At 52.0% G+C, this 26,403-nt stretch carries 25 protein-coding genes, 1 tRNA gene and 1 pseudogene; 17 read left to right on the top strand and 10 right to left on the bottom strand.

The window, feature by feature from the left end; all coding sequences use genetic code 11:
• The first annotated feature begins 74 nt into the window (after window positions 1-74).
• The 6 genes from fimA (at window position 75) to sfmF (ending at window position 6,081) form a co-directional block, all read left to right on the top strand.
• Window positions 75-638, top strand: a complete 564-nt coding sequence (gene fimA, locus SK62_RS15490) for a type 1 fimbrial major subunit FimA (protein ID WP_003858911.1) — start codon at window positions 75-77, stop codon at window positions 636-638.
• A 69-nt stretch (window positions 639-707) separates the two neighbouring features.
• The gene (fimI, locus tag SK62_RS15485) at window positions 708-1,250 is read left to right on the top strand and encodes a type 1 fimbrial protein subunit FimI (RefSeq protein ID WP_017383235.1); all 543 of its coding nucleotides are present in this window, start codon (window positions 708-710) and stop codon (window positions 1,248-1,250) included.
• 34 nt (window positions 1,251-1,284) lie between these two features.
• The gene (gene fimC / locus SK62_RS15480) at window positions 1,285-1,977 is read left to right on the top strand and encodes a type 1 fimbria chaperone FimC (RefSeq protein WP_015571222.1); all 693 of its coding nucleotides are present in this window, start codon (window positions 1,285-1,287) and stop codon (window positions 1,975-1,977) included.
• Between the two features lie 14 nt (window positions 1,978-1,991).
• Window positions 1,992-4,550, top strand: coding sequence for a fimbrial biogenesis usher protein (locus SK62_RS15475; protein WP_047718962.1), 2,559 nt, complete (start codon window positions 1,992-1,994; stop codon window positions 4,548-4,550).
• Window positions 4,543-5,550 carry a type 1 fimbria D-mannose specific adhesin FimH gene (fimH, locus tag SK62_RS15470; protein WP_023296054.1) on the top strand — a complete coding sequence of 336 codons (1,008 nt, stop codon included), beginning with the start codon at window positions 4,543-4,545 and terminating at the stop codon, window positions 5,548-5,550. The genes SK62_RS15475 and fimH overlap by 8 nt, the downstream gene beginning before the upstream one ends.
• A 9-nt stretch (window positions 5,551-5,559) precedes the next feature.
• A complete protein-coding gene (sfmF, locus tag SK62_RS15465) occupies window positions 5,560-6,081 on the top strand; it encodes a fimbria assembly protein (protein ID WP_023296055.1) in 522 nt (173 codons plus the stop codon).
• Between the two features lie 50 nt (window positions 6,082-6,131).
• Here the strand turns inward: sfmF and fimZ are convergent, their stop codons facing one another.
• The 3 genes from fimZ to SK62_RS15450 form a co-directional block, all read right to left on the bottom strand.
• Window positions 6,132-6,764 carry a fimbria biosynthesis transcriptional regulator FimZ gene (fimZ, locus tag SK62_RS15460; RefSeq protein WP_003858901.1) on the bottom strand — a complete coding sequence of 211 codons (633 nt, stop codon included), beginning with the start codon at window positions 6,762-6,764 and terminating at the stop codon, window positions 6,132-6,134.
• Window positions 6,765-7,573: 809 nt separating this feature from the next.
• Window positions 7,574-8,290: a helix-turn-helix transcriptional regulator gene (locus SK62_RS15455; protein ID WP_017383240.1), complete on the bottom strand. Its 717-nt coding sequence runs from the start codon at window positions 8,288-8,290 to the stop codon at window positions 7,574-7,576.
• 24 nt (window positions 8,291-8,314) lie between these two features.
• Window positions 8,315-8,977, bottom strand: a complete 663-nt coding sequence (locus SK62_RS15450) for an EAL domain-containing protein (RefSeq protein ID WP_032682233.1) — start codon at window positions 8,975-8,977, stop codon at window positions 8,315-8,317.
• A 303-nt stretch (window positions 8,978-9,280) separates the two neighbouring features.
• Here SK62_RS15450 and SK62_RS15445 point away from each other — a divergent pair.
• Window positions 9,281-9,357, top strand: a tRNA-Arg gene (locus SK62_RS15445).
• A gap of 15 nt (window positions 9,358-9,372) precedes the next feature.
• On the opposite strand, the gene SK62_RS15440 is transcribed toward SK62_RS15445, so the two are convergent.
• Together SK62_RS15440 and SK62_RS22960 are read right to left on the bottom strand one after the other, a co-directional pair.
• Complete coding sequence (locus SK62_RS15440; protein WP_255360378.1) at window positions 9,373-9,954, bottom strand: site-specific integrase; 582 nt, start codon at window positions 9,952-9,954, stop codon at window positions 9,373-9,375.
• Window positions 9,955-10,096: 142 nt separating this feature from the next.
• Entirely contained in the window at window positions 10,097-10,249 is a 153-nt protein-coding gene (locus SK62_RS22960) for a hypothetical protein (RefSeq protein WP_154294650.1), read from the bottom strand.
• Between the two features lie 441 nt (window positions 10,250-10,690).
• Here SK62_RS22960 and SK62_RS15435 point away from each other — a divergent pair, with 441 nt between their 5' ends.
• On the top strand, window positions 10,691-11,077 hold the full coding sequence (locus SK62_RS15435) for a hypothetical protein (protein WP_047718960.1): 387 nt from the start codon (window positions 10,691-10,693) through the stop codon (window positions 11,075-11,077).
• A 31-nt stretch (window positions 11,078-11,108) separates the two neighbouring features.
• Here SK62_RS15435 and SK62_RS15430 read toward each other — a convergent pair whose 3' ends face one another.
• A complete protein-coding gene (locus tag SK62_RS15430; protein ID WP_047718958.1) occupies window positions 11,109-11,825 on the bottom strand; it encodes a LexA family protein in 717 nt (238 codons plus the stop codon).
• Window positions 11,826-11,932: 107 nt separating this feature from the next.
• Here SK62_RS15430 and SK62_RS15425 point away from each other — a divergent pair, with 107 nt between their 5' ends.
• The 4 genes and pseudogenes from SK62_RS15425 to SK62_RS23095 all read left to right on the top strand — a co-directional run bounded on the left by SK62_RS15425 (window position 11,933) and on the right by SK62_RS23095 (window position 15,874).
• A complete protein-coding gene (locus tag SK62_RS15425) occupies window positions 11,933-12,400 on the top strand; it encodes a Rha family transcriptional regulator (RefSeq protein ID WP_047718956.1) in 468 nt (155 codons plus the stop codon).
• Between the two features lie 599 nt (window positions 12,401-12,999).
• Entirely contained in the window at window positions 13,000-13,230 is a 231-nt protein-coding gene (locus SK62_RS15415; RefSeq protein WP_003859853.1) for a hypothetical protein, read from the top strand.
• A 318-nt stretch (window positions 13,231-13,548) separates the two neighbouring features.
• A pseudogene (locus SK62_RS15410) lies at window positions 13,549-13,791 on the top strand (hypothetical protein); the annotation flags it as partial.
• A gap of 58 nt (window positions 13,792-13,849) precedes the next feature.
• On the top strand, window positions 13,850-15,874 hold the full coding sequence (locus SK62_RS23095; protein ID WP_052948406.1) for a tail fiber/spike domain-containing protein: 2,025 nt from the start codon (window positions 13,850-13,852) through the stop codon (window positions 15,872-15,874).
• Window positions 15,875-15,903: 29 nt separating this feature from the next.
• Here SK62_RS23095 and SK62_RS15400 read toward each other — a convergent pair whose 3' ends face one another.
• From SK62_RS15400 to SK62_RS15390, 3 genes are read right to left on the bottom strand one after another with little or no spacing between them, the layout of a single operon-like run.
• Window positions 15,904-17,385 carry a hypothetical protein gene (locus SK62_RS15400; RefSeq protein ID WP_032104988.1) on the bottom strand — a complete coding sequence of 494 codons (1,482 nt, stop codon included), beginning with the start codon at window positions 17,383-17,385 and terminating at the stop codon, window positions 15,904-15,906.
• Entirely contained in the window at window positions 17,382-18,323 is a 942-nt protein-coding gene (locus tag SK62_RS15395; protein WP_032673203.1) for a glycosyltransferase family 2 protein, read from the bottom strand. Before SK62_RS15395 ends, SK62_RS15400 begins: the two co-directional genes overlap by 4 nt.
• Window positions 18,320-18,682, bottom strand: coding sequence for a GtrA family protein (locus SK62_RS15390; RefSeq protein WP_032648602.1), 363 nt, complete (start codon window positions 18,680-18,682; stop codon window positions 18,320-18,322). The genes SK62_RS15395 and SK62_RS15390 overlap by 4 nt, the downstream gene beginning before the upstream one ends.
• Window positions 18,683-18,793: 111 nt before the next feature.
• Here SK62_RS15390 and SK62_RS15385 point away from each other — a divergent pair, with 111 nt between their 5' ends.
• Window positions 18,794-19,099 carry a hypothetical protein gene (locus SK62_RS15385; RefSeq protein WP_047718977.1) on the top strand — a complete coding sequence of 102 codons (306 nt, stop codon included), beginning with the start codon at window positions 18,794-18,796 and terminating at the stop codon, window positions 19,097-19,099.
• Complete coding sequence (locus tag SK62_RS15380) at window positions 19,099-20,367, top strand: Y-family DNA polymerase (RefSeq protein ID WP_047718978.1); 1,269 nt, start codon at window positions 19,099-19,101, stop codon at window positions 20,365-20,367. Before SK62_RS15385 ends, SK62_RS15380 begins: the two co-directional genes overlap by 1 nt.
• On the opposite strand, the gene SK62_RS15375 is transcribed toward SK62_RS15380, so the two are convergent.
• Window positions 20,360-21,031 carry an SOS response-associated peptidase gene (locus tag SK62_RS15375; RefSeq protein WP_047718979.1) on the bottom strand — a complete coding sequence of 224 codons (672 nt, stop codon included), beginning with the start codon at window positions 21,029-21,031 and terminating at the stop codon, window positions 20,360-20,362. The two genes, SK62_RS15380 and SK62_RS15375, sit on opposite strands and share 8 nt — an antisense overlap.
• A gap of 611 nt (window positions 21,032-21,642) precedes the next feature.
• On the opposite strand from SK62_RS15375, the gene yahO reads away from it, so the two are divergent.
• The 3 genes from yahO (at window position 21,643) to SK62_RS15360 (ending at window position 26,403) form a co-directional block, all read left to right on the top strand.
• Window positions 21,643-21,918 carry a DUF1471 family periplasmic protein YahO gene (gene yahO / locus SK62_RS15370; RefSeq protein WP_015571217.1) on the top strand — a complete coding sequence of 92 codons (276 nt, stop codon included), beginning with the start codon at window positions 21,643-21,645 and terminating at the stop codon, window positions 21,916-21,918.
• A gap of 200 nt (window positions 21,919-22,118) precedes the next feature.
• Window positions 22,119-24,302 (top strand): TonB-dependent receptor, encoded by a 2,184-nt coding sequence (locus SK62_RS15365; protein ID WP_047718980.1) that lies wholly within the window; start codon window positions 22,119-22,121, stop codon window positions 24,300-24,302.
• 127 nt (window positions 24,303-24,429) lie between these two features.
• Window positions 24,430-26,403 (top strand): PhoX family protein, encoded by a 1,974-nt coding sequence (locus tag SK62_RS15360; protein WP_047718981.1) that lies wholly within the window; start codon window positions 24,430-24,432, stop codon window positions 26,401-26,403.

Below are 26,403 nucleotides of genomic sequence, written 5' to 3'. Positions count from 1 at the left end.
AATTTTTTAATTGAACGTATTTCTTATTCCCGAATATGCGCGGGAAGGGTTATTTACATTTTAAAGGAATAGACATGAAACTCAGCAACATTGCTTCTACTGTTATTGCAACTCTGGCCCTGGTCGCGGGTGCCGCTCACGCAGAAGATCCGGTAGCGCCTGTATCTGTAAACGGTGGTACGGTGCATTTTAAAGGTGAATTAGTGAATGCCGCGTGTTCAGTGAATACTGACTCTTCAGAGCAGACGGTTAATCTTGGCCAGTACCGTACCGCGAAATTCACTAAAGTGGGTGACACCACCTCCAATATTCCGTTCACCATCGAACTGAACGACTGCGATCCTGCGGTAGCGAAAACCGCTGCTGTCGCGTTTACCGGCCAGATCGACGCCACCGACAAAACGCTGCTGGCGGTAAGCTCCGGTAACAACGACAACTCCGCGAAGGGCGTAGGTATTGAGATCCTCGACAGCAAATCCTCCACGCTGACCCCGGACGGCGCCACCTTCTCTGCGGCGCAGAACCTGATTGAAGGGACTAACACCCTGAACTTCACCGCGCGCTATAAAGCCACGGCGGCGACCACCGAGCCAGGCCAGGCAAACGCGGACGCAACATTCGTAATGAAATACGAGTAATGCCTGAGTACAGGGATGTGGCTGGCCTCAGGGAAGAGGTCTTTTGATCGCCTATACCGGGAGCGAAGGATGACAAGGACTGGGATACTGCTGTGTGCCCTTGCGATTGCCTCAGCGGTAAACGCACATACCGTGGTCATAGACGGCGGCAAAGTACACCTCAGGGGAGAACTGGTTAACGGCGGCTGCGCCGTGGCCCCGGACAGCCAGAATATGCGCGTGGATATGGGGCAATACCGCACAAACGCCTTTTCCGGCGTCGGCAGCTTTTCCACGGTTAATGTGCCTTTCACCGTACGTCTGCTGGATTGCAGCGTGGACGTCTCCCGCACCGTGGGGATCCAGTTCCAGGGAGTGACACCGGCAGAAGACCCGCAGGTTTTCCTGGCGACATCGCGGCCGGGGGAAAATGCGGTCAGCAGTGGTGTCGGGCTGGCGCTGTTTGACGAACAGCAACGTCAGATCATCCCGAACGCGACGGCGGTGAGCTGGTTACCCATTGACACCCGCGAGCTGGTATTTCATTTCAGCGCCCGCTACCGGGCAATTTCCGAACACCTTGTACCAGGCACTATTCAGTCGAATGTCTGGTTTACGTTGATTTATCCCTGACGCCTGCGAACTAATTATTAAAGGTACGGTTGTGATGAACACCCTGATTAAACCTGGACTGTTTTTAGCTTTTATTTTGATGATGGTTTCTGCCAGCGCGAATGCGTCCGGCGGGATTGCGCTGGGCGCGACGCGCGTTATTTATCCGGCCGATGCCAAACAAACGTCGCTGGCGATCACCAACAGCAATAAACAAGAGCGCTATTTAATTAACGCGTGGATAGAAAATGCCAACGGGCAAAAGGAAAAAACCTTTGCCGTCACGCCGCCGCTGTTTGTCAGCGAGCCGGCCAGCGAAAACACCCTGCGCATTATCTACGCAGGCCCGGCGCTGCCTGCCGATCGCGAATCGCTCTTTTACATGAACGTCAAAGCGATTCCCTCCGTCAGCAAAAAACATCAGGACGGCAACAACGTCCTGCAACTGGCTATTCTGTCACGTATCAAGCTGTTTGTTCGCCCGGCTAACCTGGCGATGCCGCCGGAAGAGGCGCTCTCACAGCTGCGCTTTGAGCGCGTCGGCAACCATCTTAAGGTGAGCAATGCCTCGCCGTATTACGTCACGCTGGTCAATCTGAAGCTCGGCGGTCAGACGCTGGATAACCTGATGGTTGCCCCTAAAAGCTCGGCACAGCAGGTGCTGCCTGCCGCTGCGAGCGGCACGCTCTCCTGGCAGAGTGTGAATGACTATGGCGCCATTACGCCGGCGCGTAGCGTCAGCCTGTGAGCAGAGACAGGGCGATGAACACTCAATGGCGTTACTGCCCGGTTGCGCTGGCACTGATGGCAACGCTCTGGCCACTCGCTGGCTGGGGCGAAAGCTACTTTAACCCGGCGTTTCTCTCCGATGACACGGCGAACGTGGCGGATTTGTCGCGTTTTGAAAAAGGCCACCAGCAGGCACCGGGCGTCTATCGCGTCGATATCTGGCGTAATGATGAGTTTATCGGCACGCAGGACGTGCGGTTTGAGCAAGCTGACAACACGCCGCCGGTCGCGGGCGGTTTGTCGCCGTGCATTACGCGCGCGATGCTCGATCGCTTTGGCGTCAATATCGCCGCCTTCCCGGAACTGAGCAACGTGCAGGGCGATACCTGCGTTCCACTCACCACGGCTATTCCGGGCAGCGAAACGGCGTTCAACTTCGCCTCGTTGCGCCTGAACGTCAGCCTGCCTCAGGTGGCGATGCAAAACAGCGCCCGCGGGTATATTCCGCCTGAACAGTGGGATGAAGGCATCCCCGCCGCGCTGCTGAACTACAGCTTTACCGGCAACCGGGGCAGCGACGACGACAGCTACTATCTGAACCTGCAAAGCGGGTTGAACTATGGCGCCTGGCGATTACGCAATAACGGCGCGTGGCGTTATACCGAAAGCAACGGCCAGCGGCACAGCAGCTGGCAAAATATTGGTACCTGGGCGCAGCGTACGATCATCCCGCTGAAAAGCGAGCTGGTGCTTGGCGACAGCAACACCGGTAACGATGTCTTCGACAGCGTTGGTTTTCGCGGTGGTCGCCTCTATTCGTCCGACAGTATGTACCCGGACAGCCTGCAAGGTTACGCGCCTACCGTGCGCGGAATCGCCCGCACCCCTGCCAAAGTGGTGATCCGCCAGAACGGATACGTGATTTACCAGAGCTACGTGCAGCCGGGGGCTTTTGCGATAACTGACCTTAACCCGACCTCCTCAAGCGGTGACCTGGAGGTGACGGTGGAAGAGAAGGACGGCAGCCAGCAGCGCTACACCGTTCCGTATTCCACCGTTCCGCTGCTCCAGCGTGAAGGGCGCTGGAAATACGATCTGGTGGCAGGGGACTATCGCAGCGGCAACAGCGAGCAGGACACGCCGTTCTTTACTCAGGGTACGATGATTGCGGGTCTTGCCGACGGCTACACGCTGTACGGCGGAACGCAGCTGGCCTCGCGCTATACTGCCATCGCTATTGGCGCGGGTAAAAACCTCGGTGACTGGGGGGCGGTTTCACTTGATCTCACCCATGCCCGCAGCCAGCTTGCCGATGACAGTCGCCATGAAGGGCAGTCCCTGCGGTTCCTGTACGCAAAATCCCTTAACGGATTCGGCACCAACTTCCAGCTGCTGGGCTATCGCTACTCGACCAAAGGCTTCTACACCCTCGACGATGTGGCCTGGCGCACAATGGAAGGCTACCAGTATGGCGACGATCAGGACGATGACGGCGTGCCGGACGTGCAGAGCTATCACAACCTGACGCTGAATAAAAAAGGGCGTTTCCAGCTCAATATCTCCCAGTCTCTCGGCGATTACGGCTCGGTGTACGTGTCGGGCAGCCAGCAGAGTTACTGGGGCACCAGCGAATCCAACGTCTGGTATCAGCTTGGCTACGCGGGCGGGGTGAAAGGGGTCAGCTACGCCTTATCCTGGTCGTGGAACAAGGCCGTCGGCATTGACGGAACCGACCGGATCGCCTCGTTCAACGTCTCCGTCCCGTTCAGCCTGTTCACCCGTCACGGCTACCGTCGCGATAACGCGATCGACCGGGCCTATGCCACAGCCTCTGCCAGCCGTAACGGCGACGGTGATACCAGCTGGCAGACCGGGATCAGCGGAACGCTGCTCCAGGATCGTAACCTGAACTACAGCGTCACGCAGGGTCACACCAGCAATAACGGTGCCAGCGGCAGCGCCAGCGCTAACTGGCAGGCGACGTACGGCACGCTGGGCGTGGGCTACAACTACGCCCGGGATCAGCACGACCTCAACTGGCAGCTCTCCGGCGGCGTGGTAGGGCATTCAGACGGCATCACATTCAGTCAGCCGCTGGGCGATACCAACGTCTTGATCAAAGCGCCGGGCGCGTCAGGCGTGAGCGTCGAAAACCAGACCGGCGTCAAAACAGACTGGCGTGGCTATGCGGTGATGCCGTACGCCACGGTGTACCGTTACAACCGCGTGGCGCTCGACACCAACACCATGAGCAACAACACCGACATTGAAAATAACGTTTCCAGCGTCGTGCCGACGAACGGTGCGCTGGTGCGCGCCAGTTTTGACACCCGCATCGGCGTGCGTGCGCTGCTCACCGTGAAGCGTGATAACCAGCCTGTACCGTTTGGGGCGGTGGTGCGTGAGACGCAGAGCGGCGTAACCAGCATGGTGGGAGATGACGGTCAGATTTACCTGAGCGGGCTGCCGCTGAGCGGAGAACTGCTGATTCAGTGGGGAGACGGGAAACAGTCCCAGTGTCGTGCGCCCTACAGCCTGCCAGAACAAAGCCTGCAACAGGCGATCACACTTAAGGGGATCCGCTGTGAATAAAATCCATTATCTGGGGCTATCCCTGCTGGCGTTTTTTCCGCTATCTGAGGCCTTCGCCACGGTCTGCGTCAATGAAAATGGCGTGCCGACGGAGGTGTATTACGACCTGACGGATAAATTTAACAGCTCCAATAACCAGGTGGGGCAGATTGTCACGCTCAGCGAGAAGTCCCAGTGGGTGGGCGTCAACGCCGTCTGCCCTAAGGGAACGTCCGGGAACACCACCAAGCGCAGCTATGTTACCGATTTCCCTGTTACGGGCACCAGCGATGGCTACCAATATCTGAAGCTAAACGACTATCTGGACGGGGCGATGAAAATTACCGACAGCTACGCTGGCACGTTTTATCCGCCCAAAAGCTACATTCAGATGGGGAGCCACCCGAATGTGTCTAAAAACAAACCGTTTGGCGTACAGGATTCCAGCCTCGTCTTCCGGCTTAAAGTGACCCGACGCTTTATCAATATGGTGGTGATCCCCCGGGCGACTATGTTCCGGGTTTACGTCACCACGACCTCCTCGGATCCACTCACCACGCCGGTTTATACCATCAGCTACAGCGGGACCATTCAGGTGCCTCAGAGCTGTGAAATTAATGCCGGGAATGTGGTGGAGTTCGATTTCGGAGATATCGGCGCCTCCCTGTTCAGTAAAGCGGGCATCGGGAATAAGCCGGAGGGGATCTCAGCGCAAAGCAAAACCATCGGCATCAAATGCACCAACGTCGAGGCGAACGCCATGCTCACGATGCGTGTTGAGGCGGAGAAGGTTTCAGGCAGTACGCTGGTTTCCGATAACGCGGATGTGGGTTTTGTGATTGCCAACAGTAATGGCGTGCCGCTGACGCCCAACAACCTGACCAGCAAAATCCCGTTCCGTCTGGACGACAGCGCTCAGGCGCAGGTGGGGATCCGCGCGTGGCCCGTCAGCGTAACCGGTAAAAAACCTGCCGAGGGGCGTTTTACCTCTCGCGGCTATTTACGCGTCGACTACGACTAAGGAGCAGGTATGCGAAACGGAATGCGGTATTTAGCCGTCGCGCTCTTTGCGCTTTGCTCCCCTGCACACGCAGAGACGGCGCTTGGGGAAATTAACATTCAGCTCTACGGCAATATCGTGGATTTTACCTGCGTGGCGGAGGGGGACGACAGCAATAAAACCGTCACGCTCGGCACCTGGCCCACGAAACAGCTTCGCACAACGGGGAGCCGGACGCAGCCTGTACCGTTCACCCTGAAGCTGACCGGATGTCCGCCGGGGGCGGCTTCGGTCACATTTACGGGGAAGATGGACGGGCATGATAATAGCCTGCTGGCGCTGAATGATGCCAGCGCGGCCAGCAACGTGGCCGTGGAGATCCTCGACCGGGATAAAACGCGCCTCGCGTTGCAGCAGGCCAGCCAGACGGTGGCGGTAGATGCGCAGGGAAATGCCGAACTGTCGTTTTATGCCAATTATATCGCCACGGCGGATAACCCGCAGCCGGGACGGGCTGACGCCGATGCAACTTTCATGATTAATTATAATTAATCGTATCCACTCTCCCTGTAACGGTTATATGTTGCAGGGAGAGGGTAGGATTACAGTAATTCGTGCGCTTTCGCGTAATCAATTAATTCAACGATACTTTGCACGCCCAGCTTGGAAAAGATATTAGACTTATGGGCGCTAATTGTTTTGTTGCTAAGTAATAATTGATCCGCAATCTCCTTATTAGATAATCCGTTCGCCAGATATCGCAGAACCGTCACTTCACGATTTGATAATGGCATATCCACAGCGGCGCCCGTCCGCGAGCCCAGATGGTTTATAAAACTCAATGTTTCTGAGGGGAAGAAGGAATAGCCCGTCAGGATCATTTCCACCGCGTTATAAATTTCCCCCAGATCTTTTCGCTTACTGACAAAACCATTTGCCCCGGCGCGGATGGCGCGTCCTGCGTAGAAGGCTTCAGATTTCGAAGAGAGGAAAAGAACCTTAATGTCTTTATTTAAGTTCCTGATTCTTTTCAGTAATACGAACCCATCCGTGCCCGTCATTTCAATATCGAGAATGACCAGGTCAATGGGGTGGTTGCGTATACAGTCAAGCACCTCGTGGCTGTCGCCTGACTTCAGTTTGACCTGGATGTTTTTATTTTTCTGTAGCAGGACTTCTATCGACATTCTGACGATAGGGTGTTCGTCCATAATGATAACGGATGCCGGTTTCATTTTTTATGCCTCAGATTGTTAAAAGCGTTATGCTGAGTTTTGTTAAAACTCTCGAAAAGCCGGAAGGATAATTGCGCAGATCCTTGTACGGTAAATGTCCCTGGGAAGAGCGAAAGCATCCTTGTTTACGTAGTGGTGATATCAATGCCTCAGCGCAGTTATCTCATAAGGCTGGTTATGGCAAAATGATTTTTCTTATTCGCGTGTCAAACACGTCTTATTATACCGTTTAAGTATTGTCCGAAAAGCCTGTAAATTAATATCCATATATTGCTGATTATTATGTTCTGGATCTGAATCACTAACTTTTTAAAATTAGCAAAAATGTCCTGATATTGCATTTACCACACACTTTCATCTTTATGTAATAACAAAAAATAAACGATTTTACTGTATGTTAAATGAATGTTAACAGCGAGCAGGCTGTGACAACCAGCATCCCGCCTGCCTGCCATCCCTGAAATCCGCCATTTCGTGCGTCATCTCTCCGTTTCAAACGCCTCCTGGCAAATTGCCGTTCCCAACAACAGAACAGTACTATCTGCTGTTTTCTTCACCTCTCATCGCATTCTTTTACAGGTGAATCGCTTGTTTTTACACCATTATCATCCTGTTAACTGAAGCGCCAGAACCTTAACGCATGGATAAAATCACTCTCGTTGAGCGTACCGGCAGCATTTCGCATGGTTTAAGACCTGGAATTAGGAATAGTTATAAAATCGAAAGTTTTGTTAAAAAACACAAAAATTTAACATACATCCTAAGTAATTTCCTAAAGGTCTTTAGGAATTAAGAAGTTACTGAATACGTTAATACGTGAAATCTGAGAGGTTGTTGAGAAGATGTAGCAACTCATGACGATGATTCAGCCCAAGTTTCGCCAGGATGCAGCTGAGACGGTAAATAATGCGGCTGTAGGGGCGGTTCTGTAACTGCGCGATCTGCCGCAAGGAGCTCCCCTGCGACAGCGCCTGTAAGATCGGCCATTCATCCCGTGAAAACCACTCTTTGCGGTTGCCGGCGGGTGACGGTGCTTCCAGCAAGGTTTGTTGCATAGCCAGCGCCGTTAGCTGGCGTTCAAGCACATGAAAAGGGCCAGCCGCTTTACAAAACAGGCGAGCATCATAATCATCGGCGCGGACGAGCAGGTAGGGTGTCAGGTAGGGGGCGAACAGGCTGTGGCGGCGTAATCGGTCCAGCAGGTCGATGAGCGGCGAGGCGCGGCTCTCAATGTCTATTACCAGACGCGATGAAGGCCAGTGATTTAAATCACTGAGGGCGGCTTCCAGCGTGGAATAGTCGCAGCAATTGCTCAGGGGCGACTGCCCGCTCAGTAAACCGGAACGGAAAAAATTATCCTGTGTGACCAGAATGATAAAGGGAGCATCGGTTTTGCGGGTCTGGTTGATTGACTGGCTCAAATATTCGAGACGATCAAAAAATGGGAGAGCAAAAGGCGAGTGCGTAGAACCCAGTGAATCACTTCCTGTCCGACGACGCCGGTAACGGCGCACTGTCATTCGCATAGCTTCCCTCTTGGCGATGACCGTTCAGTCCTCCTGCCATCTCCAGGATGGCCAATAATATCCCTGACCGAAGCGCGCGCCAGCATGAAGCGCGCAAGTACGGTCCCGTTCTGTTTCAATGCCTTCAATAAGCACATTCGCAGCGATTTTTGAACAAAGGGTGACCAGCTGTGTCAGCGCCGGCGTTTCACGTAAACGCCAGAAAGCGATCTTATCGATTTTTATTCCGCTTAATGGCAGGCGGCAGGATAAAAATGCTTGTCCTGACGCTTCATCAATATCATCCAGCCAGATCCGGTGTCCTCGCGCGGTCAACTGCTGAAGCGCACAACTCACCCTCAGACGCGCCGGGTCTGAGAGTGTAAAGAACGAGGCAGGCTCCACGAGTTCAATGTTCAGCGGTGGGCTGTTAAGTTGCAGTAAACGCTGAAACATTTCCGGTATGGTCAGAACGGTTATCGGCAAATTTATGAAAAGGTTGTCACAGGGGCAGGGGTTTTTTAACGCGGCGATCTGTGCTTCCAGCAGCATAAGCGCCCGGGCGGCGGACCAGTCCTGGAAAAAGCTTTCGTTTTGCTGATGCGGCGACAGCACGCTGAGCACTTCGGCCCCCACCGTGCGCGAAGATGAGAGGGCGACAATGGGTTCAAGCTTAATGCCTGTAATATCGTGTGAGATGTGCTGCACGCACGAGGGAAAACCTGTCTGGTCTGGCGCTGTCACTCCGTCGTCCTGTTCACTTCCAGCCTCCAGGCGGCCGGGTTACCGCTGGACAGTGTGAAGGTGAAGTAAACAGGAAAACAGCAGGCGTTACTTAAAAGCGGCTAAGCCTTTTCGCAGCCCGTAAAAGAGGGATAAATGTTGAAAAAACAGCCGTATTTACAATCAGCTAGTCATTATCGCCAGAGAAGGCGGAAAAGGCATTGACTCACTACGCATTGACCGTATAATTCCAGGCGTTTCACCACCGCGAAGTACACTCTTCTCCGTGCGCCCTTAGCTCAGTTGGATAGAGCAACGGCCTTCTAAGCCGTAGGTCGTAGGTTCGAATCCTACAGGGCGTGCCATTTAAAAACAGTTGCTTACGCCAGTTTCAAGCCAGCCTGATTTTCTCCTTGTGTCGTATTTGTGTCATGATTGCCAAAAATGGCATCAATTTTCCGTGCGTGTTCGCTTAAGTGGTTCGGTGCCAGGTGAGCGTATCGACGTACCATTTCGATGGACTCCCAGCCGCCCATTTCTTGCAGAACTGACAACGGAACGCCGGACTGAATTAACCAGCTCGCCCAGGTATGCCGGAGGTCATGAAAACGGAAGTCTTCTATACCCGCTCTTTCCAGTCCAATGCGCCAGGCGACATTGTCATCCACTCGCATTTTGCGGACAGCCGGAGTGACGGTTTTATCCGGGCGCGTTGATGGCTTCGTGTGAACGAATACCCACCTGGAACTTTTCCCGATCTGATCCCTTAACACCCTACATGCGGTATCATTCAGAGCCACGCCGATAGCCTTGCCCGCCTTCGCGTTCTCCGGATTTACTTCAAATCCGTGAGAAATTGCCACTTCCCGCTTATCAAATATTTCCAAATCTGAGGAATAACCAATGCCGTATCCGTGGTCGTTTGACCAGGCGTGCTGCTGGATAACGATAAATTTTTGCATAATCACTCCGCCCGTAAGCTGGGCTGCTGAACGTTAAACAAGACTTCTGCGCTAATGGGCGGTGGATGGCCGCCGGTTGTCATAAATGGGCAGACTCGAAAATCTGCCTATGTATGGCCGATAAAAAACCAGCCGGAGCTGGTTATTTTTGCTGACTAACAATTTCAATTTTCACGTTGAATCCTGGGTAGTCCCGTGCGGAGTCTAAATCCTCAAGGATTGCGCTGTGCAATTCGCCAGTCGACAAATTCGACTCTTCAAGCTCAGCAACTGTTACCCTTACAACAATCTCCATACCCTTACCCTCTGTCGTTACCCGCTGATGCGGGAGAAATGCTTTGGTGCTGGCTCCCCACTTTCAAGCAGCAGGGAAGGCCGTCGTCGCCTTGGTGAGCCATTACCTCACCAACTAGCTGATAACCGTCTGCCAGCCCAAAACATTCCAGTTACGCACCATTGCCGCTCTCCCTGAGCCCGCCGGGCGTCCGACGCATGGTTTACTGTCGCGCCGTTCGACTGACCGAATCTCCACTTCGCCGCTGGCTAACTTCGCTCAGCTGTCGATGTTTCGTTCCGATGTGCAAACAATACTAGCGGTATTAATATAAATCAATACTGGCGGTATTAATAATTGGTGCGGCGGTATTATGTTCATGAAAACTAGGAAGAAATATTTTTTGTAAGCGAGCAGAGCGGCTAGTATTGATGGGGTTTCGAACTTTATTGGAGAGGGAAAATGAGGTTACTTGTAGCTGCGGTGTTAGCTTTACCAATGGTTTCTAACGCATCGTGCTGGACCGTGAAAGATCTTAAAGGGTCAAGCTACAGTGAGAGAGAAGGGTATTCGCGGATTGACGACGCGTTTTCTGGAACATTCACAATCGTAATTGATGGCGATAATGCGACAGTACTGTATGACGGTCTTGATGGTGGAGGGATGGTATATCGAGCTATGAGTAAAAATGTTGTCGTAGGGCTTACCACTGAGCCTGGAAAGCACGCCATGGAGACTTGGGTTGTACAGCCTGATGGCGTGGTGTTGATGAGTAAAACACTGTCTGGTTTTGGAGGGATGGATTCAACGAAGGCAATGGTGGGCAGGGTCGCCGGTCAGTGCAAATAGAGGGACGCAAACGCCCCTGTTCGCAAACTTATCAAACGAGCTTTAGTTTCGTCTCAATAGCAACACCGATAATTCTGCAATTACCATTGATGGGAACGAGGGGCCACTGCGGGTTAAGGCCCTTAAGGTATTTTTGGCCTCCATCAATGATCAGTTTCTTAAATGTAGCTTCGTTTGAATCAGATAGTTTAGCGATAACGAGGCTGCCATTGATTGGTTCTCGTCCGGTATCGAAAAGAACAAACGTGCCTTCTGGTATGCTTAAGCCAGCGGGCGCAGTCATTGAATCCCCTTCAACACGCAACCAGAATGCATCTCCCTGAATGTGAGCATCTGATTCCAGCCACTGATCAACATCCTTAATCGAGTATGGCTCCAATGCCTCACACCATGATCCGGCCTGAACGCTGCTAATAACCGGGTAGCGTTTACCTGGTGTATATCCAATTACATACGGAACTGATGGCTCATTAACGCTGGTTAGCCCCATTTCTGAAAGCTCTTTTGCCAGTGTCGGACTGAATTCCTCAACGCCAACTTTCAGAAGGCGAGCAAAAACTGAAGCTACAGGAAGGTTAAGTGGATTCCTCCCGTTAAGGTAATGGCCTACCGCTCCCTGAGTAATATCCAGCTCGTCAGCAATCGACTGCTGGGTAACTCCGAGTACTTTCTTCTTCGCCTCATAGATGGCTTTAAGGCGCTTTGCGTCCTCAGCCTGAGTCGGTGTGATGTCTTTTTTCTTTTCCATTTTCAGATAGTAATACCTGAGCTATTAATTTAAAAATACCGCCGGTATTGCATGTTTTAATACTTATGGTATTGTTTTTGTATCAACGGTAAGGAGTCACGTTAAAAATGAAAATTTCACTCGCTGAATATGTCGACGAGGTTGGTCAGGTAAAAGCAGCTGATGCCATTGGTGTTCATCAAACGGCAATTAGCAACCTGAAATGCTCCGATGACTTCACCCAGCGCAATTTTGCGCCCATTGATTTCATTGATAAAAATGGCGATGTTCAGCCTATGTATAACATCACCCGTGACGGATGCATGATGCTCGTGATGGGGTTCACTGGCAAAACAGCTGCCGCAGTAAAGGAGTGTTACATCAATGCCTTTAACTGGATGGCCGAGCAGCTAAACCGACGCATGGCGATGGGTGAAGAAATGCAGCACCGCTTCGCCATTAAAGAAACGCGCTCAAAGCTGAAAGGCACGATCGGAAGCCGATTGATGAATGAGCGGAAGAAAGAGAAGCGCGTTCTGGAGCTCGAGCATGAGCACATCATGCAGGTTACGCAGCCTGAGTTGCTGATTAGCTAAGCCGGCCATTACAAAGCTCATCTGCTGGTTGCTAATGATGATAAAATGCGGAGTCCCATGGATTTTGGGGTAGGAAAAGCCTGGATATGATGCTAGAAATCATAACATTAAAAAGACCGTGAGATGCAGTATGAAAATCTTAGGATTGGATGAGTACAGAACCCTTCGTGAGGGAGGGACAATGAAGTATTTTGAACTGGAACGCATGCCTAACAGCACTTGGGCTGCCATTTTCGAAAGTTTGTTTGCCGAAAAGGATGAAAAGGCATGGGTAGAGGGTTACTGCATTGTGACGAACTGCTCAAACAGTGAAGTATCCACCCGGTTCATATACTTGAAAGAAAAGTGCGAAGAAGCGAACTCTATATACAGGGTTAAGCATTCTGCACTATAACTAATTAAAGAAAGTTAAACTCCTGGTGATTTGTTTGCTGCCATTTTCACTTCTTTCAGAATTGAATTCAGGTGAATGAGTTAAAAAAGACTTTTGGGCTATTAAAGGTAACGTAAATCACAGGCAAAAGATTCGTCAATGTGATTGAGTGTTCATGGGACTAACAATCTTCTCTTGTAAGGAATTATGTGTAGAAGGAGATTTTATGGCACAGCTATTGATTTTTGCTGATGATGAGCCTGCTAAGTTGCTGAAAATTCGAAGTTATCGGAGCAAGATTCTTTATCTGTATGCTAATGATGAGGTGAGGTGTTTGGATGTGGTGATTTTTTTTTCAACTTTTCTGAAAGGCGAAAGTGGAGCCATATTGGTGGCAGCCGACAGATACGTGAGCAGGAAAGAAATTATCGAGGCTTATGATGCTCTAATTGGTTGAAAGCAGCGAGACTGGCGCGTAGCAGTAGGATGGGGCATGCTTGGTTCTATACGTCAGTAGAGTGATACAGGAGTTCATATCGGCCAGACGAAGCGTGATGCTACTTTAATCCAGCGGGTGAGCGCTTAATATTGTTTGTCCCAACGGTTCGAACCCATTTCTGATTACCACATTCAAGCCACTGGCACTCGCTGGTGGCTTTTTTTATTGGAGTGAATAATGGCAAAACCGGACTGGGAGGCCATCGAGACGGCGTACCGGGCCGGAGTGATGTCCCTCCGAGAAATAGCATCACAACACGGTATCAGCGAAGGCGCTAACCCAACTCCGCGCTATCCGGCCACCGCCCGTAGCGACACGAAGTACGGATTCACCGCGGCAATACCCGGCATTCAGCTCAATATCTGGAACGGAGACACTGTCCAGCTCCCGTCGCGCTACCTCATTGCGACGGTGGAGGAACTGGACAGCCAACTATGGACAGTCAACAGCATCAAACCGAACACAGATAACACGGTATCTCTGACCGTCGCGGAATACAGCGACGCCATCTACCAATAAGAACCGTCCCCGACCAACCCCAACCCGGCCACCGTGCCGGGTTTTTTATGGAATAATTATGGCTACTACACCTACCAACCTGCCTGTTCCAAGCGAATCACCACGCGATCTGAAGTATAACGCCGGGAAAATTGACGAGTTCGTCACTTCGATGGGGTGGACTTATATCGATCGATTTGGTCAGAAGCACTACACAATCGAGGGAATCAATTACATCGCGCAGCAGGCAATGAACGCCTTCGGTTACGTTATCCTTTCAGGGAAAACATTCACCACCGGCGCGACTATCAACAACCCTAATGAGGTGCTTCTGAACACCTCCGACGGCGAATATTACAAATGGACTGGTACGTTTGCATCCGGCCCGAAAGTTGTTCCGGAAAACTCTACCCCTGCCAGCACTGGTGGCGTTGGTCCTGGTTCATGGGTTGGTGTCGGTGATGCATCTCTTCGTGCAGCACTGGCCGCGATGGATGGCGAGAAGTTAATTGGTGAGTGTCCAGACATTGCTACGCTTCGAACTATAGAGCCATCCTATGACAAGCAGCGCATCACCGTACGGGAGCACACCGCAAATACCGGCTATGGTGGTGGTCAGTTCCGGGCCGTAATGTCAGGATCGTCGTACGCTGATAACAACGGGACAATCATCAAAACTAGCGGTGGCGCTGCATGGGTGCGGGTAAACGTCGGTTATATATCACCGTATATGTTCGGAGCGCTACCGAGGGTTGACGCAACTACCCCTACAGCACATACAGCCATTAATGCGGCGGCGGCAGCCGCTGTGTCACAAAACGCCATATTTGATGGGCTCGGAGCTACATTTAATGTAACCGGGGAATGCACAATCAACAACAGCAACTCCATAATTTTTCAGAATATGGGTCTTGTCGTTACTGATGTCGCTGCATCTTTCAATGTTGTGCGCGTGCGCAACGCAGACCACACTATACGACGAATACGTATTGAGGGGAGCAACTCTAAAGTTCTTGGTATTAATGTAGAATCTACCGCAACAGGTACTATTGTTGAGAGCTGTAAAGTAACCAATACTGGGCTAACCGCGATATACAGCACCGCCTCGCGAGTTGTTGCCAGGAATAACCAGACAGACTCTTGCGGTCTTTTAGGAACAGGCAACTACCGTTGCAGTATCTGGTTCAACGAGAACGAACATGCTGTTATGGAGGGGAACATTTGCACCCATTGCGCTTGGGGAATCCTAATGAGAAATACCATAGGAACATCTCAAGGTTACTTTAATACCATGCGTAACAACATTGTAGTTTCCGCTTCAGGTACGACGGCAGACTGCCAGGGGATATCAGCATCTGCCCAGATCCACCTGAGCACCACTGATAATATTGTGCGCGGTTTCCCGAATAACGCAATTGACCACCAGAACTGCTTCGGCATGATTATAACCGGAAATCAGATTCACCAATGTAACGATGGAGTGTTTATCGGAGACAGGTCTTGTGGCCGCATCATCATTTCAAATAACAATATTGAGGCCTGCTTTACAGGCATCCGTTATTACAACCCGTCAAACTCAACCCCTGAGTATCAGAATCAGACTTTTGCCGATGTTCAGATAACAAATAATGTCATCTATACGTCTACATCACGAGCTATCTGGGTGATTATGACTGGAACAACTTCGGCTAATTTCATGACAAATGTCAACGGTAATATAGTTGACGGGAACGGCTCCGCGGGTCTTGGTATTGTTATGGATACTGTGACATACGGAAGTGTTAGCCAGAACCAAGTACGAAGAGTCAGGGGCCATGGTATTGACTTAGCATCCTGTGAGGGGCTGCGGGTTATGGGTAATAGCATTGCGGATGCCGGGTTTACCACAACCGGCACGTACAACGGCATTAATCTAAGCAATTGCAACCGCTGCAATGCATCTGATAACTACGCAGTAGGGCCTTCTATGATTTATTCTGTGGTGCTTGGTGGCGGGGCTTATAACATGGCGTATACCAATCACGCGCGCTCAACCTCAGGAGCGACGGCAGTTAGCATTTCCGGTGGTACTGGGAACGTAGAATCATTGAATATTAAGTCATAACTAATGCGCCCCTAATGGGGCGCAACTATTCAGATTGGCATACCATATTTGGCATTCATTTCTCTGTCCGGCTGGATTTTTATCTCAATGTTACGAGGTATCAACCCATTGGACTTAAGAGTTTCTGAAATGGCTTTTCCTCTTGTTACCGGGAACGGCCAGTTGTCATTGTTATCACCCTTGGGCACATGTAGGGTCATTGTGCGTTGGTTTCCATTAACTGCGTTTTGCACCTGCTCAATCATATCTTGACCTATCGCGTAAGCAACTGAAAAAGGAACGTTCCCACTATTTGACTCTCGCAAAGAATGAGACTGGTCCGTGGTCTTGTTAATTAAGAACAGCATAACTATTGGAGCGAAATAGTGAACAGCCTTAAAGCGCTCAATGAAGTACCCCAAGCCCAAACTGGCAGCAACTATCAAGTACATAAAAGAACCCCACATTGCCACAGGTCGAGTAGCATAGTTAGCACTAGCCTTTGCGCACACCAGAATAAGAGCCAATGTAGTGATGGCACCAGAGATAACCGATACCCAGAAAGCGTATCTTTTACCTTCAGTACTTTCATCTGAATTTCTTCTTAGCAAAAACACTGCACCGCAAACCAATCCAACAGTCAGCACAATGAAGAAGGTGCGATCTGTTAATTTAAGCAGTGAGTAAAATGCATTGACTGTACCTGAAATATCCAGATGATCTTTTGCCATTCGGTCCGCTCTTCCTCCGTTCATTTCAAAGAGAGCAGAAATAGCCCACATCGCCAGAGTGATGCAGTGGAAAGGGTAATCCTTAATCGTCTCAACAATTTTAAATCTGTTGCTAATGAGATTCAGAAGAAGTACCACACCGCACATAACTGCAAGCAAAACACTGGCAAAAATGTTCGAAAATACACATAGGTAAATGGAAAATATCAGAACGCCAGAAAAGATCGCTCTTTCGTAAAAGAATGGCTTTAAGGTTGACGACATTCTTAAAACGTAAAGTGCCAGCGTGCCGTTTATTAGGGCTGGAACAATATAGTGATAATAACAGGTAAGATTTTGCTCCCACAACAGGTATGGACTGTTATTATTATTTAGAGTTCTGAATAGGCCGAACAGGCACAGTAAGTAGAAGATCACTAAAACTGAACTTGTGTAAGTTGATAACCCTGCGGTCTTCCTCATCAAAAGATAGAATTGATAAAGGAATAACACAACAAGAACTGCAACTAAAACCGCTGTCAAATAAGCAATAGCTTCAAGGAATGTAAACCCAAGAGGCATAACGACAGATGAGGCAATGTTACCAAATAGTGGGAAAGATACCTCAGGAACTACCTTGATAGGGTTAAAACCGCCCCATTGCGGATATGCTTGCCTACCGGAAGAAAGGTTGATCCACTCATCGCCAGAAGTAATAGTTACCGGATGAATAACCGTAAAAAACACAGCCACAACTGCGAATACAAATGTGAACAACACCCACTTTATTTGAATCTCTTTTCCCAAAGTCTGACTAATCATTTCTCGTCCTTCCGAATATCATTGAAATCTTTTTTGATGATGTATCGAGGCCTTCCTTTAACTTCAACATAAATTCTGCCGATATATTCCCCAAGCACACCTATGCCTATCAACTGAATCCCGCCCAAGAAAAGTATTGAAACCAGCATTGATGGATAGCCGCGAACCGGGTTGCCGAACGCTAACGTGTCGACGATCATCCATGCGCCATAGATGAAGGCCAGGCCAGCAACGAACAAGCCGATATACGTCCACATGCGCAGTGGGAAAGTTGAGAAACTGGTGATACCCTCTAACGCTAGGTTCCACAGTTTCCAGCCATTAAACTTAGAATCCCCGGCAACACGTTCTGCGCGGGCATATTCAACAACATCAGTGCGGCCGCCAACCCAACTCAAAACGCCTTTCATGAAAAGGTTGCGTTCTGGCATTAGCTTGATGTTTTCAACCACATCTCGAGACATCAGGCGGAAGTCGCCAACGTTTTCCTCGATCTGCGGATTGCTGATTTTGTTGTGCAGCTTATAGAACCACTCTGCGGTCTTACGCTTGAGTCGCCCATCGGTGGACCGGTCAGAGCGTTTAGCCAGCACCATATCCGCCCCGGCCTGCCATTTCTCTATCAGGTGCGGTATAACCTCAATTGGGTCCTGCAAATCAACATCTATCGGGATAATAGCTTCGCCGCTTGCATGGTCCAGTCCTGCAAACAGCGCAGGTTCTTTACCGAAATTGCGGGTAAAGGAAAGAGGAATGACAAGCGGATCGGCCACAGCGAGCGCATTTATTATTGATTCTGTCGCATCTTTACTGCCGTCGTTGATAAAGACTATCTCTACTTCATGCTGTTGTAGCTCTTCAAACTCCCGCACGGTTTTGTAGAAGATTGGAATAGCATCTTCTTCATTAAATACCGGAACGACCAGAGAAATTTTCATTTCGCATCCCTAAAGACAATGAACTTTGAATAGATAAAGCCGCACACCAGACTGATAGCGGAGAAGAGAATGAGAGTCACAATTGGAGCCATACCGGACTTATCGGCAGCCCAACCAACAGCTGCGCTCAAGGATCCCATAAACCCTACATACAGCATGTAGCGCATCGTGGTTGTCGAAGACTTAAACGTGAACCTGGCGTTTGCAAAGAAGCTGAATGACACCGCCACGACGAACCCGGCGAAGTTGCCAAGAGCCTGACCTGTGTGAAACGCGTATATGCAAATAGCGAACACAACCCAGTGAATGAGCGTGTTTATGACGCCGATCGATGTGTACTTAGCAAAGAGCTTTAACATTATAAAAATCAGCAAATTCGGAAAGGTCTGAAGTTTAGCATCACTGTCCAACTTGATCGACTCTCATATTTGACGATACTGTACATAAATACAGTTGTTTTTGGAGGGGCCATGGAGGCAAAAGCTCAGCGATACAAACTTGAACAGTTATGTAGCGTTAACCGCTACTCATGCCTGGTTGAAACATCAGGTGGTTATGCGCTTTTTCAGCCTGATCTTGTGCCCGACAACGGAACGCGCGTGCTGGTGCATGCGTTCGGCCAGCTACAGTTCGCGGTCGTTATGGGCGGTGCGCTCATCACCGAAGACGGTGAAAGCATAGAGGGAGATGCTTTAGATGAAGTCGAAGTCATGGGAGTTGTAACCTTTTTTATCAATGGCGCTGCGGCGTTCACAGACGACAATCCGGTGATGTGATGTTTGCCCTTGTCGATGTGAACTCATTTTATGCCAGTTGCGAGACGGTATTCAGACCAGACCTGCGTGGGCGGCCTGTTGTCGTTCTGTCGAATAATGACGGCTGCGTAATAGCACGTAGCGCCGAGGCAAAGGCAGCCGGGATAGCGATGGGTGAGCCGTTCTTCAAGCAAAAGGACCTATTCCGGCGCGCTGGTGTTGTTTGCTTCAGCAGCAACTACGAGCTCTATGCAGACATGTCCAGCCGGGTAATGACTACGCTGGAAGAAATGAGCCCACGCGTGGAAATTTACAGCATAGACGAAGCATTCTGCGATCTGACCGGCGTAAGAAACTGCCGGGACCTGACTGAGTTCGGGAAAGAGATCCGCGCGACTATTTTACAGCGGACACATCTCACAGTCGGAGTCGGCATAGCCCAGACCAAGACGCTGGCGAAGCTGGCTAACCATGCTGCGAAAAAATGGCAACGGCAGACTGGCGGGGTGGTTGACCTCTCAAACGTCGACCGGCAGCGCAGGTTAATGGCACTGGTGCCGGTAGAGGATGTCTGGGGCGTTGGCCGGCGCATCAGCAAGAAGCTGAACGCTATGGGCATCAAAACGGCACTGGACCTCTCAGAACAAAGCACGTGGATTATCCGCAAGCACTTCAATGTCGTGCTGGAGCGAACCGTCCGGGAACTGCGTGGTGAGCCTTGCCTCGACCTGGAGGAGTTCGCGCCAGTGAAGCAGGAAATCGTATGCAGCCGATCGTTTGGCGAACGCATTACTGACTATGAGCAAATGCGACAGGCGATTTGCAGCTATGCGGCCCGTGGAGCTGAAAAGCTACGTGGTGAGCACCAGTATTGCCGTTTTATATCCGCCTTCGTTAAGACCTCTCCGTTTGCGCTGAAGGAACCCTATTACGGCAACAGCGCATCCGTTCGGCTGCTCACGCCAACTCAGGACAGCAGAGACATCATCAACGCCGCGGTAAAGTGTCTGGACAAAATCTGGAAGGATGGCCATCGCTACCAGAAAGCGGGAGTCATGCTGGGAGATTTCTTCAGCCAGGGCGTCGCCCAGCTAAACCTTTTCGATGACAGTGCTCCCCGAGCTGGTAGTGAGAAGTTAATGGAAGTACTGGATCACCTGAATGCAAAGGACGGAAAGGGCACGCTCTATTTTGCCGGGCAGGGTATACAGCAGCAATGGCAGATGAAGCGTGAAATGCTTTCTCCACGCTACACCACCCGGTTTTCAGATCTTCCTGTGGTTAAGTGACGGGCTCTATAAGTTCTGGTCCCTGATTCTTCACATTACCCACGGCGCGCGTAACGGCATGCCAGATAAACTTGTCGGCGGGCACTGCCCCGTCGGCTATTATCTCCTCAGCTTCTTTCCCACCTACATCCTGACGCATCCATTCCCTTGCAGCTTCCGGCGACAGAACCAGTGGCCGACGGTCATGAATATCGACCAGGCCTTTGCCAGCAGCAGATGTCACGATTAGAAAGCCCTCTGCTTCATCGCCTCGTTCAAATGGCGTGCTGCCGATCGCCGCCATGAATATCGGCTGCCCGTCGGCCCGGTGAATGAAGTAGGGTTGTTTCTTTTCGCCTTCCTTTTTCCATTCGAACCATCCATCGGCAAAGCAGATCGCCCGGCCATGCTGCCACAGAGATTTAAACATTCTGCTGGTGGCCGCGGTTTCTACACGCGCGTTAATCAGTGGCGCTTTGTCCCACCATCCAGGCGCGTAGCCCCAGAATACCGGATCGAGGTGCAGTTGTTCGTCGCGTTCGCTTAACAGCAGCACTTTGGTACCGGGCGCAACGTTGTAGCGGCCAATCGGTTCCGGGTCATATGCGATGCCGCGTTCGCCTTCGTCGGCCAGGCAAGCCAGATATTCTTCACGGGTTTGGGCTTGTGCAAAACGTCCACACATAGAAACCTCCAGTCAGTCAGACTGAAAGTATAGGGCAGGGAGAAAAAGTAGCGCGCGCTAGTTAAGTCTTACAATCGGATCGGTGGGGATTATGCTGATGGTATGGGAGGGCGTAAAGCTGCGTGTTACGAAACTGGAAGGAGCTACGCAAAGTTGGGGGATCGGGAAATTACATAGCGATGTCTGGTGGCATGGCTATGCATTCTCTGTGTCATAGATGTGTCATACATGGATGTATCAGAAGAAAACGAGAAAGCAGGTAACGACACGTAATGACACAAATGCGTAGCGAGCGCGGAAAAACCAATGATATTACAGTGCGTTAAATAGTACTCTACGTTCTTCTAAGCCGTAGGTCGTAGGTTCGAATCCTACAGGGCGTGCCATTAAATTTCACAGATTGCCGCCTGCGCGATGTCCTGCTGATTTTCTCCATGAAACACCCCTCGCGAAAGTAGCGTTAACGCACATTTTTCACAGCACAATTGACTGTTATAACAGTATTTTTCTTACCCTATGGCAATTTTGCTATTCCTCTACCATGCTCATATCACCTCACTCTTACTCGTGGGGCTTTTCGTAGTTGCTGATTAATCTCAAGGAAAAAGGTTATGAAAAAAACGACTGCTATTTTGATGGGCGCTGCATTTCTGTTTACCACCAATACCTTTGCGGCTGAACTGCTGACGAAAAACGAGTTTGAGAAAGTGGAATCACAGTATGAAAAAATCGGTACGGTTAGCACTTCCAATGAAGTCTCGGTAGACGACGCGAAAAAAGAGCTGATCGAGAAAGCCGATAAAGAAGGTGCTGATGTGCTGGTGCTGACTTCCGGTAATACCAACAACAAAATTCACGGTACCGCCGATATTTTCAAGAAAAAATAATACTTTAGCAACCACCCCTGTTTCGGGGTGGTTGCGCGCCATACCTCCCGCCAGCCTTGTTTCTTGTCTCTTCTCGCTCAGAGATGCCCGTTGACACTTGATTACGCATTCATAATGCGTATAGTTCTCATTTGCATTTCTTTTAATAACTTTTAAGGCCCGACAACGGGTCATTTTTGCGCGCACGTTAAGAGCTCATTATGAACAACACCACAATGCACAAAACGCTGCTGGCGATTGCCATCGGCGCGGTTACACACTCCGCTTTTGCGGCGGATGAGAAAAAAGAGGACACCATCGTGGTCCAGTCCACGGCGGGGAGTGATTTCAAACCCGGTGGTGACCAGCTGCTTCCAGCCTTCCTCGACGGCCAGGTGGCGAACGGCGGGCGCATGGGTATGCTCGGTCAGCAGAACGCCATGGACGTGCCGTTCAACATCATCAGCTACACCTCGAAGCTGGTTGAAGATCAGCAGGCAAAAACCATTGCTGACGTGGTTGCCAACGACGCGGGCGTACAATTTGTTCAGGGTTACGGCAACAGCGCGGAAACCTTCCGCATTCGCGGCCTGAAGTTTGACGGCGACGATATGACCTTTGGCGGATTGTCCGGGGTGTTGCCGCGTCAGGTGGTGGATGCCCAGATGGTCGACCGTATCGAGATCTTCAAAGGGGCCAACTCCCTGATGAACGGCGCCGCAAGCTCCGGCGTGGGCGGGATGATCAACCTTGAGCCTAAACACGCGGGCGACACCCCGCAGGCGAAAGTGGGCGTTGACTACACCTCGGATTCCCAGATTGGCACCACGCTGGATGCGGGTCGTCGCTTTGGCGATAACGACCAGTTTGGCGCGCGCGTGAACCTCGTGCATCGCGAAGGGGAAACCGGCGTGCCGAACGACCGCCGCCGCACCACGCTGCTCTCCACCGGCCTGGATTACAAAGGCGACCGCTTCCGCACCTCGCTGGACCTGGGCTACCAGAAAAAAACCTTCCACGGCAGCCCAACCAGCGTCAACATCTCGGCGGTGGACTTTGTGCCTGAGCCGCCGAAGAACGATCGCAACTTCTCGCAGAAGTGGGCCTACAGCGATATCGAAAACGAGTTCGGGATGTGGCGCAGCGAGTATGACATCACCGATAGCTGGACGGCATATACCGGTCTCGGCGCGCAGCACGCGCACGAAGAAGGGATCTACAGCGCGCCGAAGCTCCTCGATAAGAGCGGTAATGCGACGGTCAGCCGCCTTGATACCAACCGCATCAGCGATTCCGTCAGCGGCATGGCGGGCATTCGCGGTAACTTCACTACCGGCTTCGTCTCGCACAAGGTGAACGTCGGGTATTCGGCGATGACCAAAAACGAAAAAATCGCGTGGAAAATGTCGGCCGCGGCGGATAATCCGACCACCAACATCTACCACAACACCGGCGTGGCTATGCCGGACAGCAGCAACTTCAGCGGCTCTGGCGGCAAATACAGCGATCCGCTGACCAGCGGGCGCACCCGCACGCAGGGCTGGCTGCTGAGTGATACCCTGGGCGTGCTGGATGACAAGCTGCTGTTCACCGCAGGCGCACGTCATCAGAAAGTTGTCATCCGCGGGTACAACAAAATCACCGGCGCGGAAAACGACGCGGACGGTTTCGACGGCAGCCGCTGGATGCCAACCTACGGCGTAGTCTATAAACCGTGGGAGGAAATTTCCCTCTACGCCAACCACACCGAGGCGTTACAGCCCGGTGAAACTGCGCCGAACACTGCTACTAACTACGGCCAGAGCACCGGTATCGTGCACTCTAAGCAGAACGAAGTGGGCGTAAAGGCGGACTTTAGCCGCGTGGGCGGCTCCCTGGCGCTGTTTGAGATCAAAATGCCGTCGGCGATCCTTGACGACAGCGGTCACTACGGCCTGGATGCAGAACAGCGTAACCGCGGCGTGGAGCTGAACGTCTTCGGCGAGCCAATGCTTGGGATGCGCCTGAACGCCAGCGCCACCTGGTTGCAGGCCGAGCTGACCAAAACCAAAAACGGCGTCAATCAGGGCAACGATGCGATCGGTATTCCGAGCTTCTACGCCGTGCTGGGAGCAGAGTACGATATCAAGCCGATTGAAGGCCTGACGGCGACCGCGCGCGTTAACCACTCCGGCACGCAGTATGCCGATCTTGCGAACACCAAAAAGCTGGACAGCTACACCACGCTGGATCTGGGCATGCGCTATCGCTTCGCGGTGAACCACAATGAAAACCAGATGACCGTGCGGGCAGGCATCGACAACGTGACCAACGAGAACTACTGGTCAAGCGTGGATGATTCCGGTACTTACATCACTCAGGGCGAGCCGCGTACCTTTAAGGTCTCGGTTGGCTACGAGTTCTAAGCGTTCCACCTCGTTATCCGGGGCAGGGACGCCCCAATCCCTTCGTTGTCGTGTTATAAAATTGTAATAAAAGCTTCTTACACTGGTCGCCACATCCTTACCTCTTGGCCAATGACAGGAAGCCGCTATGGGCAGACCCCTCAAATCCGTATTTAAAAAAGAACATCGCGACGATATCAGTAACCGCAGCGCTAACCCGGTATTCTCCGAGGTTGCAGAGGTGTTCCTCTCCCGCCGCCGTTTTCTCCAGATGGGGGCCGTAGCGGGGGCCGCCGTATCATTCCCGTATCTGATCACACCCGAAAATGCCATTGCCGCGGTATCGAAGCCTTCCGCGCTGGCAAAAGCGGTTTCCCTGGGCTTTACCAGCATCGACGTCTCCACGGAAGACACGGTCAGGGTGCCAGAAGGCTATATTGCCCGCCCGTTCTATCGCTGGGGTGATCCGACGGGAATCAAAGACAACATGCCGGCATTTAAGCCGGACGCCAGCAATACCACAGACGAACAGGCTGTGCAGGCGGGCATGCACCACGACGGCATGGCGTGGTTTAGCCTGCCGCAGGGGGCGCAAAACCCGGAGCATGGCCTGCTGGCGCTGAACCATGAATACATCGATAACGGGATGCTGTTTACCGACGGTACGGCGAACTGGAGCCTCGACAAAGCCCGCAAGGGGCAGAACGCGATGGGCGTGTCGGTGGTGGAAGTGAAAAAAACGGGCAGCGGCTGGGAGGTGGTGCGTCCGTCATCCTTCGCCCGGCGTATTACCGTCAATACGCCAATGCAGCTTACCGGCCCGGCGCGGCATCAGGATTTAATGAAAACCGCCGCCGATCCGCAGGGGGAACGCGTTCTGGGCACCATGCAGAACTGCGCCAACGGCCACACGCCTTGGGGCACCTATCTCACCTGCGAGGAGAACTGGTCGGACATTTTTGTGAAAAAAGCCGATCTCAATCCGCTGGAAAAACGCTACGGCATCAGCGACAGCGATGAGTCCTACCGCTGGAACGAGGTGGATGAGCGGTTCAGCGTCGATAAAACCCCTAACGAACCCAACCGTTTCGGCTGGGTGGTGGAGATCGATCCCTACAACCCGACCTCCACCCCGCGCAAGCACACCGCGCTGGGCCGCTTCAAGCATGAGGGGGCCGCCGTCACGCTCGCCGCCGATAATCGCGTGGTGGTCTACATGGGCGACGACCAGAAGTTTGAGTACATCTATAAGTTTGTCTCCGACAAAAAATACGATCCCGCGAACCGGGAAGCCAATATGCAGCTGCTGACGTCCGGCACGCTGTACGTCGCCAGGTTCAACCAGGACGGAAGCGGCGACTGGCTGCCGCTGATCTTCGGGCAAAATGGCCTGGATAAAAGCAACGGGTTTGAAAGCCAGGGCGATCTGCTGATCAAAACCCGCCTGGCGGCCGACGCGGTGGGGGCAACGAAAATGGATCGTCCCGAGTGGATTGCCGTCGATCCGCACGCCAGCGGCAGCGTCTACTGTACGCTCACCAACAACAGCGATCGCGGTAAAGAGGGGAAGGCACCGGTCAATGCCGCTAACCCGCGCGCCAACAACGTATTTGGTCACATCATGCACTGGCACGAAGAGGGTGCCGATCCTGCCGCCGCACGCTTTAAGTGGGATATTCTGGTTATGGCCGGGCGTACCGACGGCGACGATCCGAAGGCCAAAGGCTCCATGCAGGGCGCGGCATTCGGCAGCCCGGATGGGTTGTCGTTCGATCACCAGGGCGTCCTGTGGATCCAGACCGACGTCTCCTCCAGCACCATCAATAAGAAAGCGTACGAGGGGATGGGCAATAACCAGATGGTCGCCACCATTCCGGGCACCAACGAGTATCGCCGTTTTCTGACCGGGCCGCGCGGATGTGAAATCACCGGCATTGCGTTTACGCCGGACAACCGCACGCTGTTTATCAACATTCAGCATCCGGGGGAGGGCGGGGATGATATTACCGACCCGGCCAATCCGCGCGCTGTTTCCAACTGGCCAGACGCCAGCCCGAACGGGCGTCCGCGATCGTCAACGGTGGTGATTACCAAAGCGGACGGCGGGATCATCGGGTCGTGA

Source organism: Enterobacter sp. BIDMC109 (assembly GCF_001037885.1).
GTDB lineage: Bacteria > Pseudomonadota > Gammaproteobacteria > Enterobacterales > Enterobacteriaceae > Enterobacter > Enterobacter hormaechei_C.
Note: the sequence above shows the minus strand (reverse complement) of the source record. Positions and strands in the feature narration are given on the sequence as shown.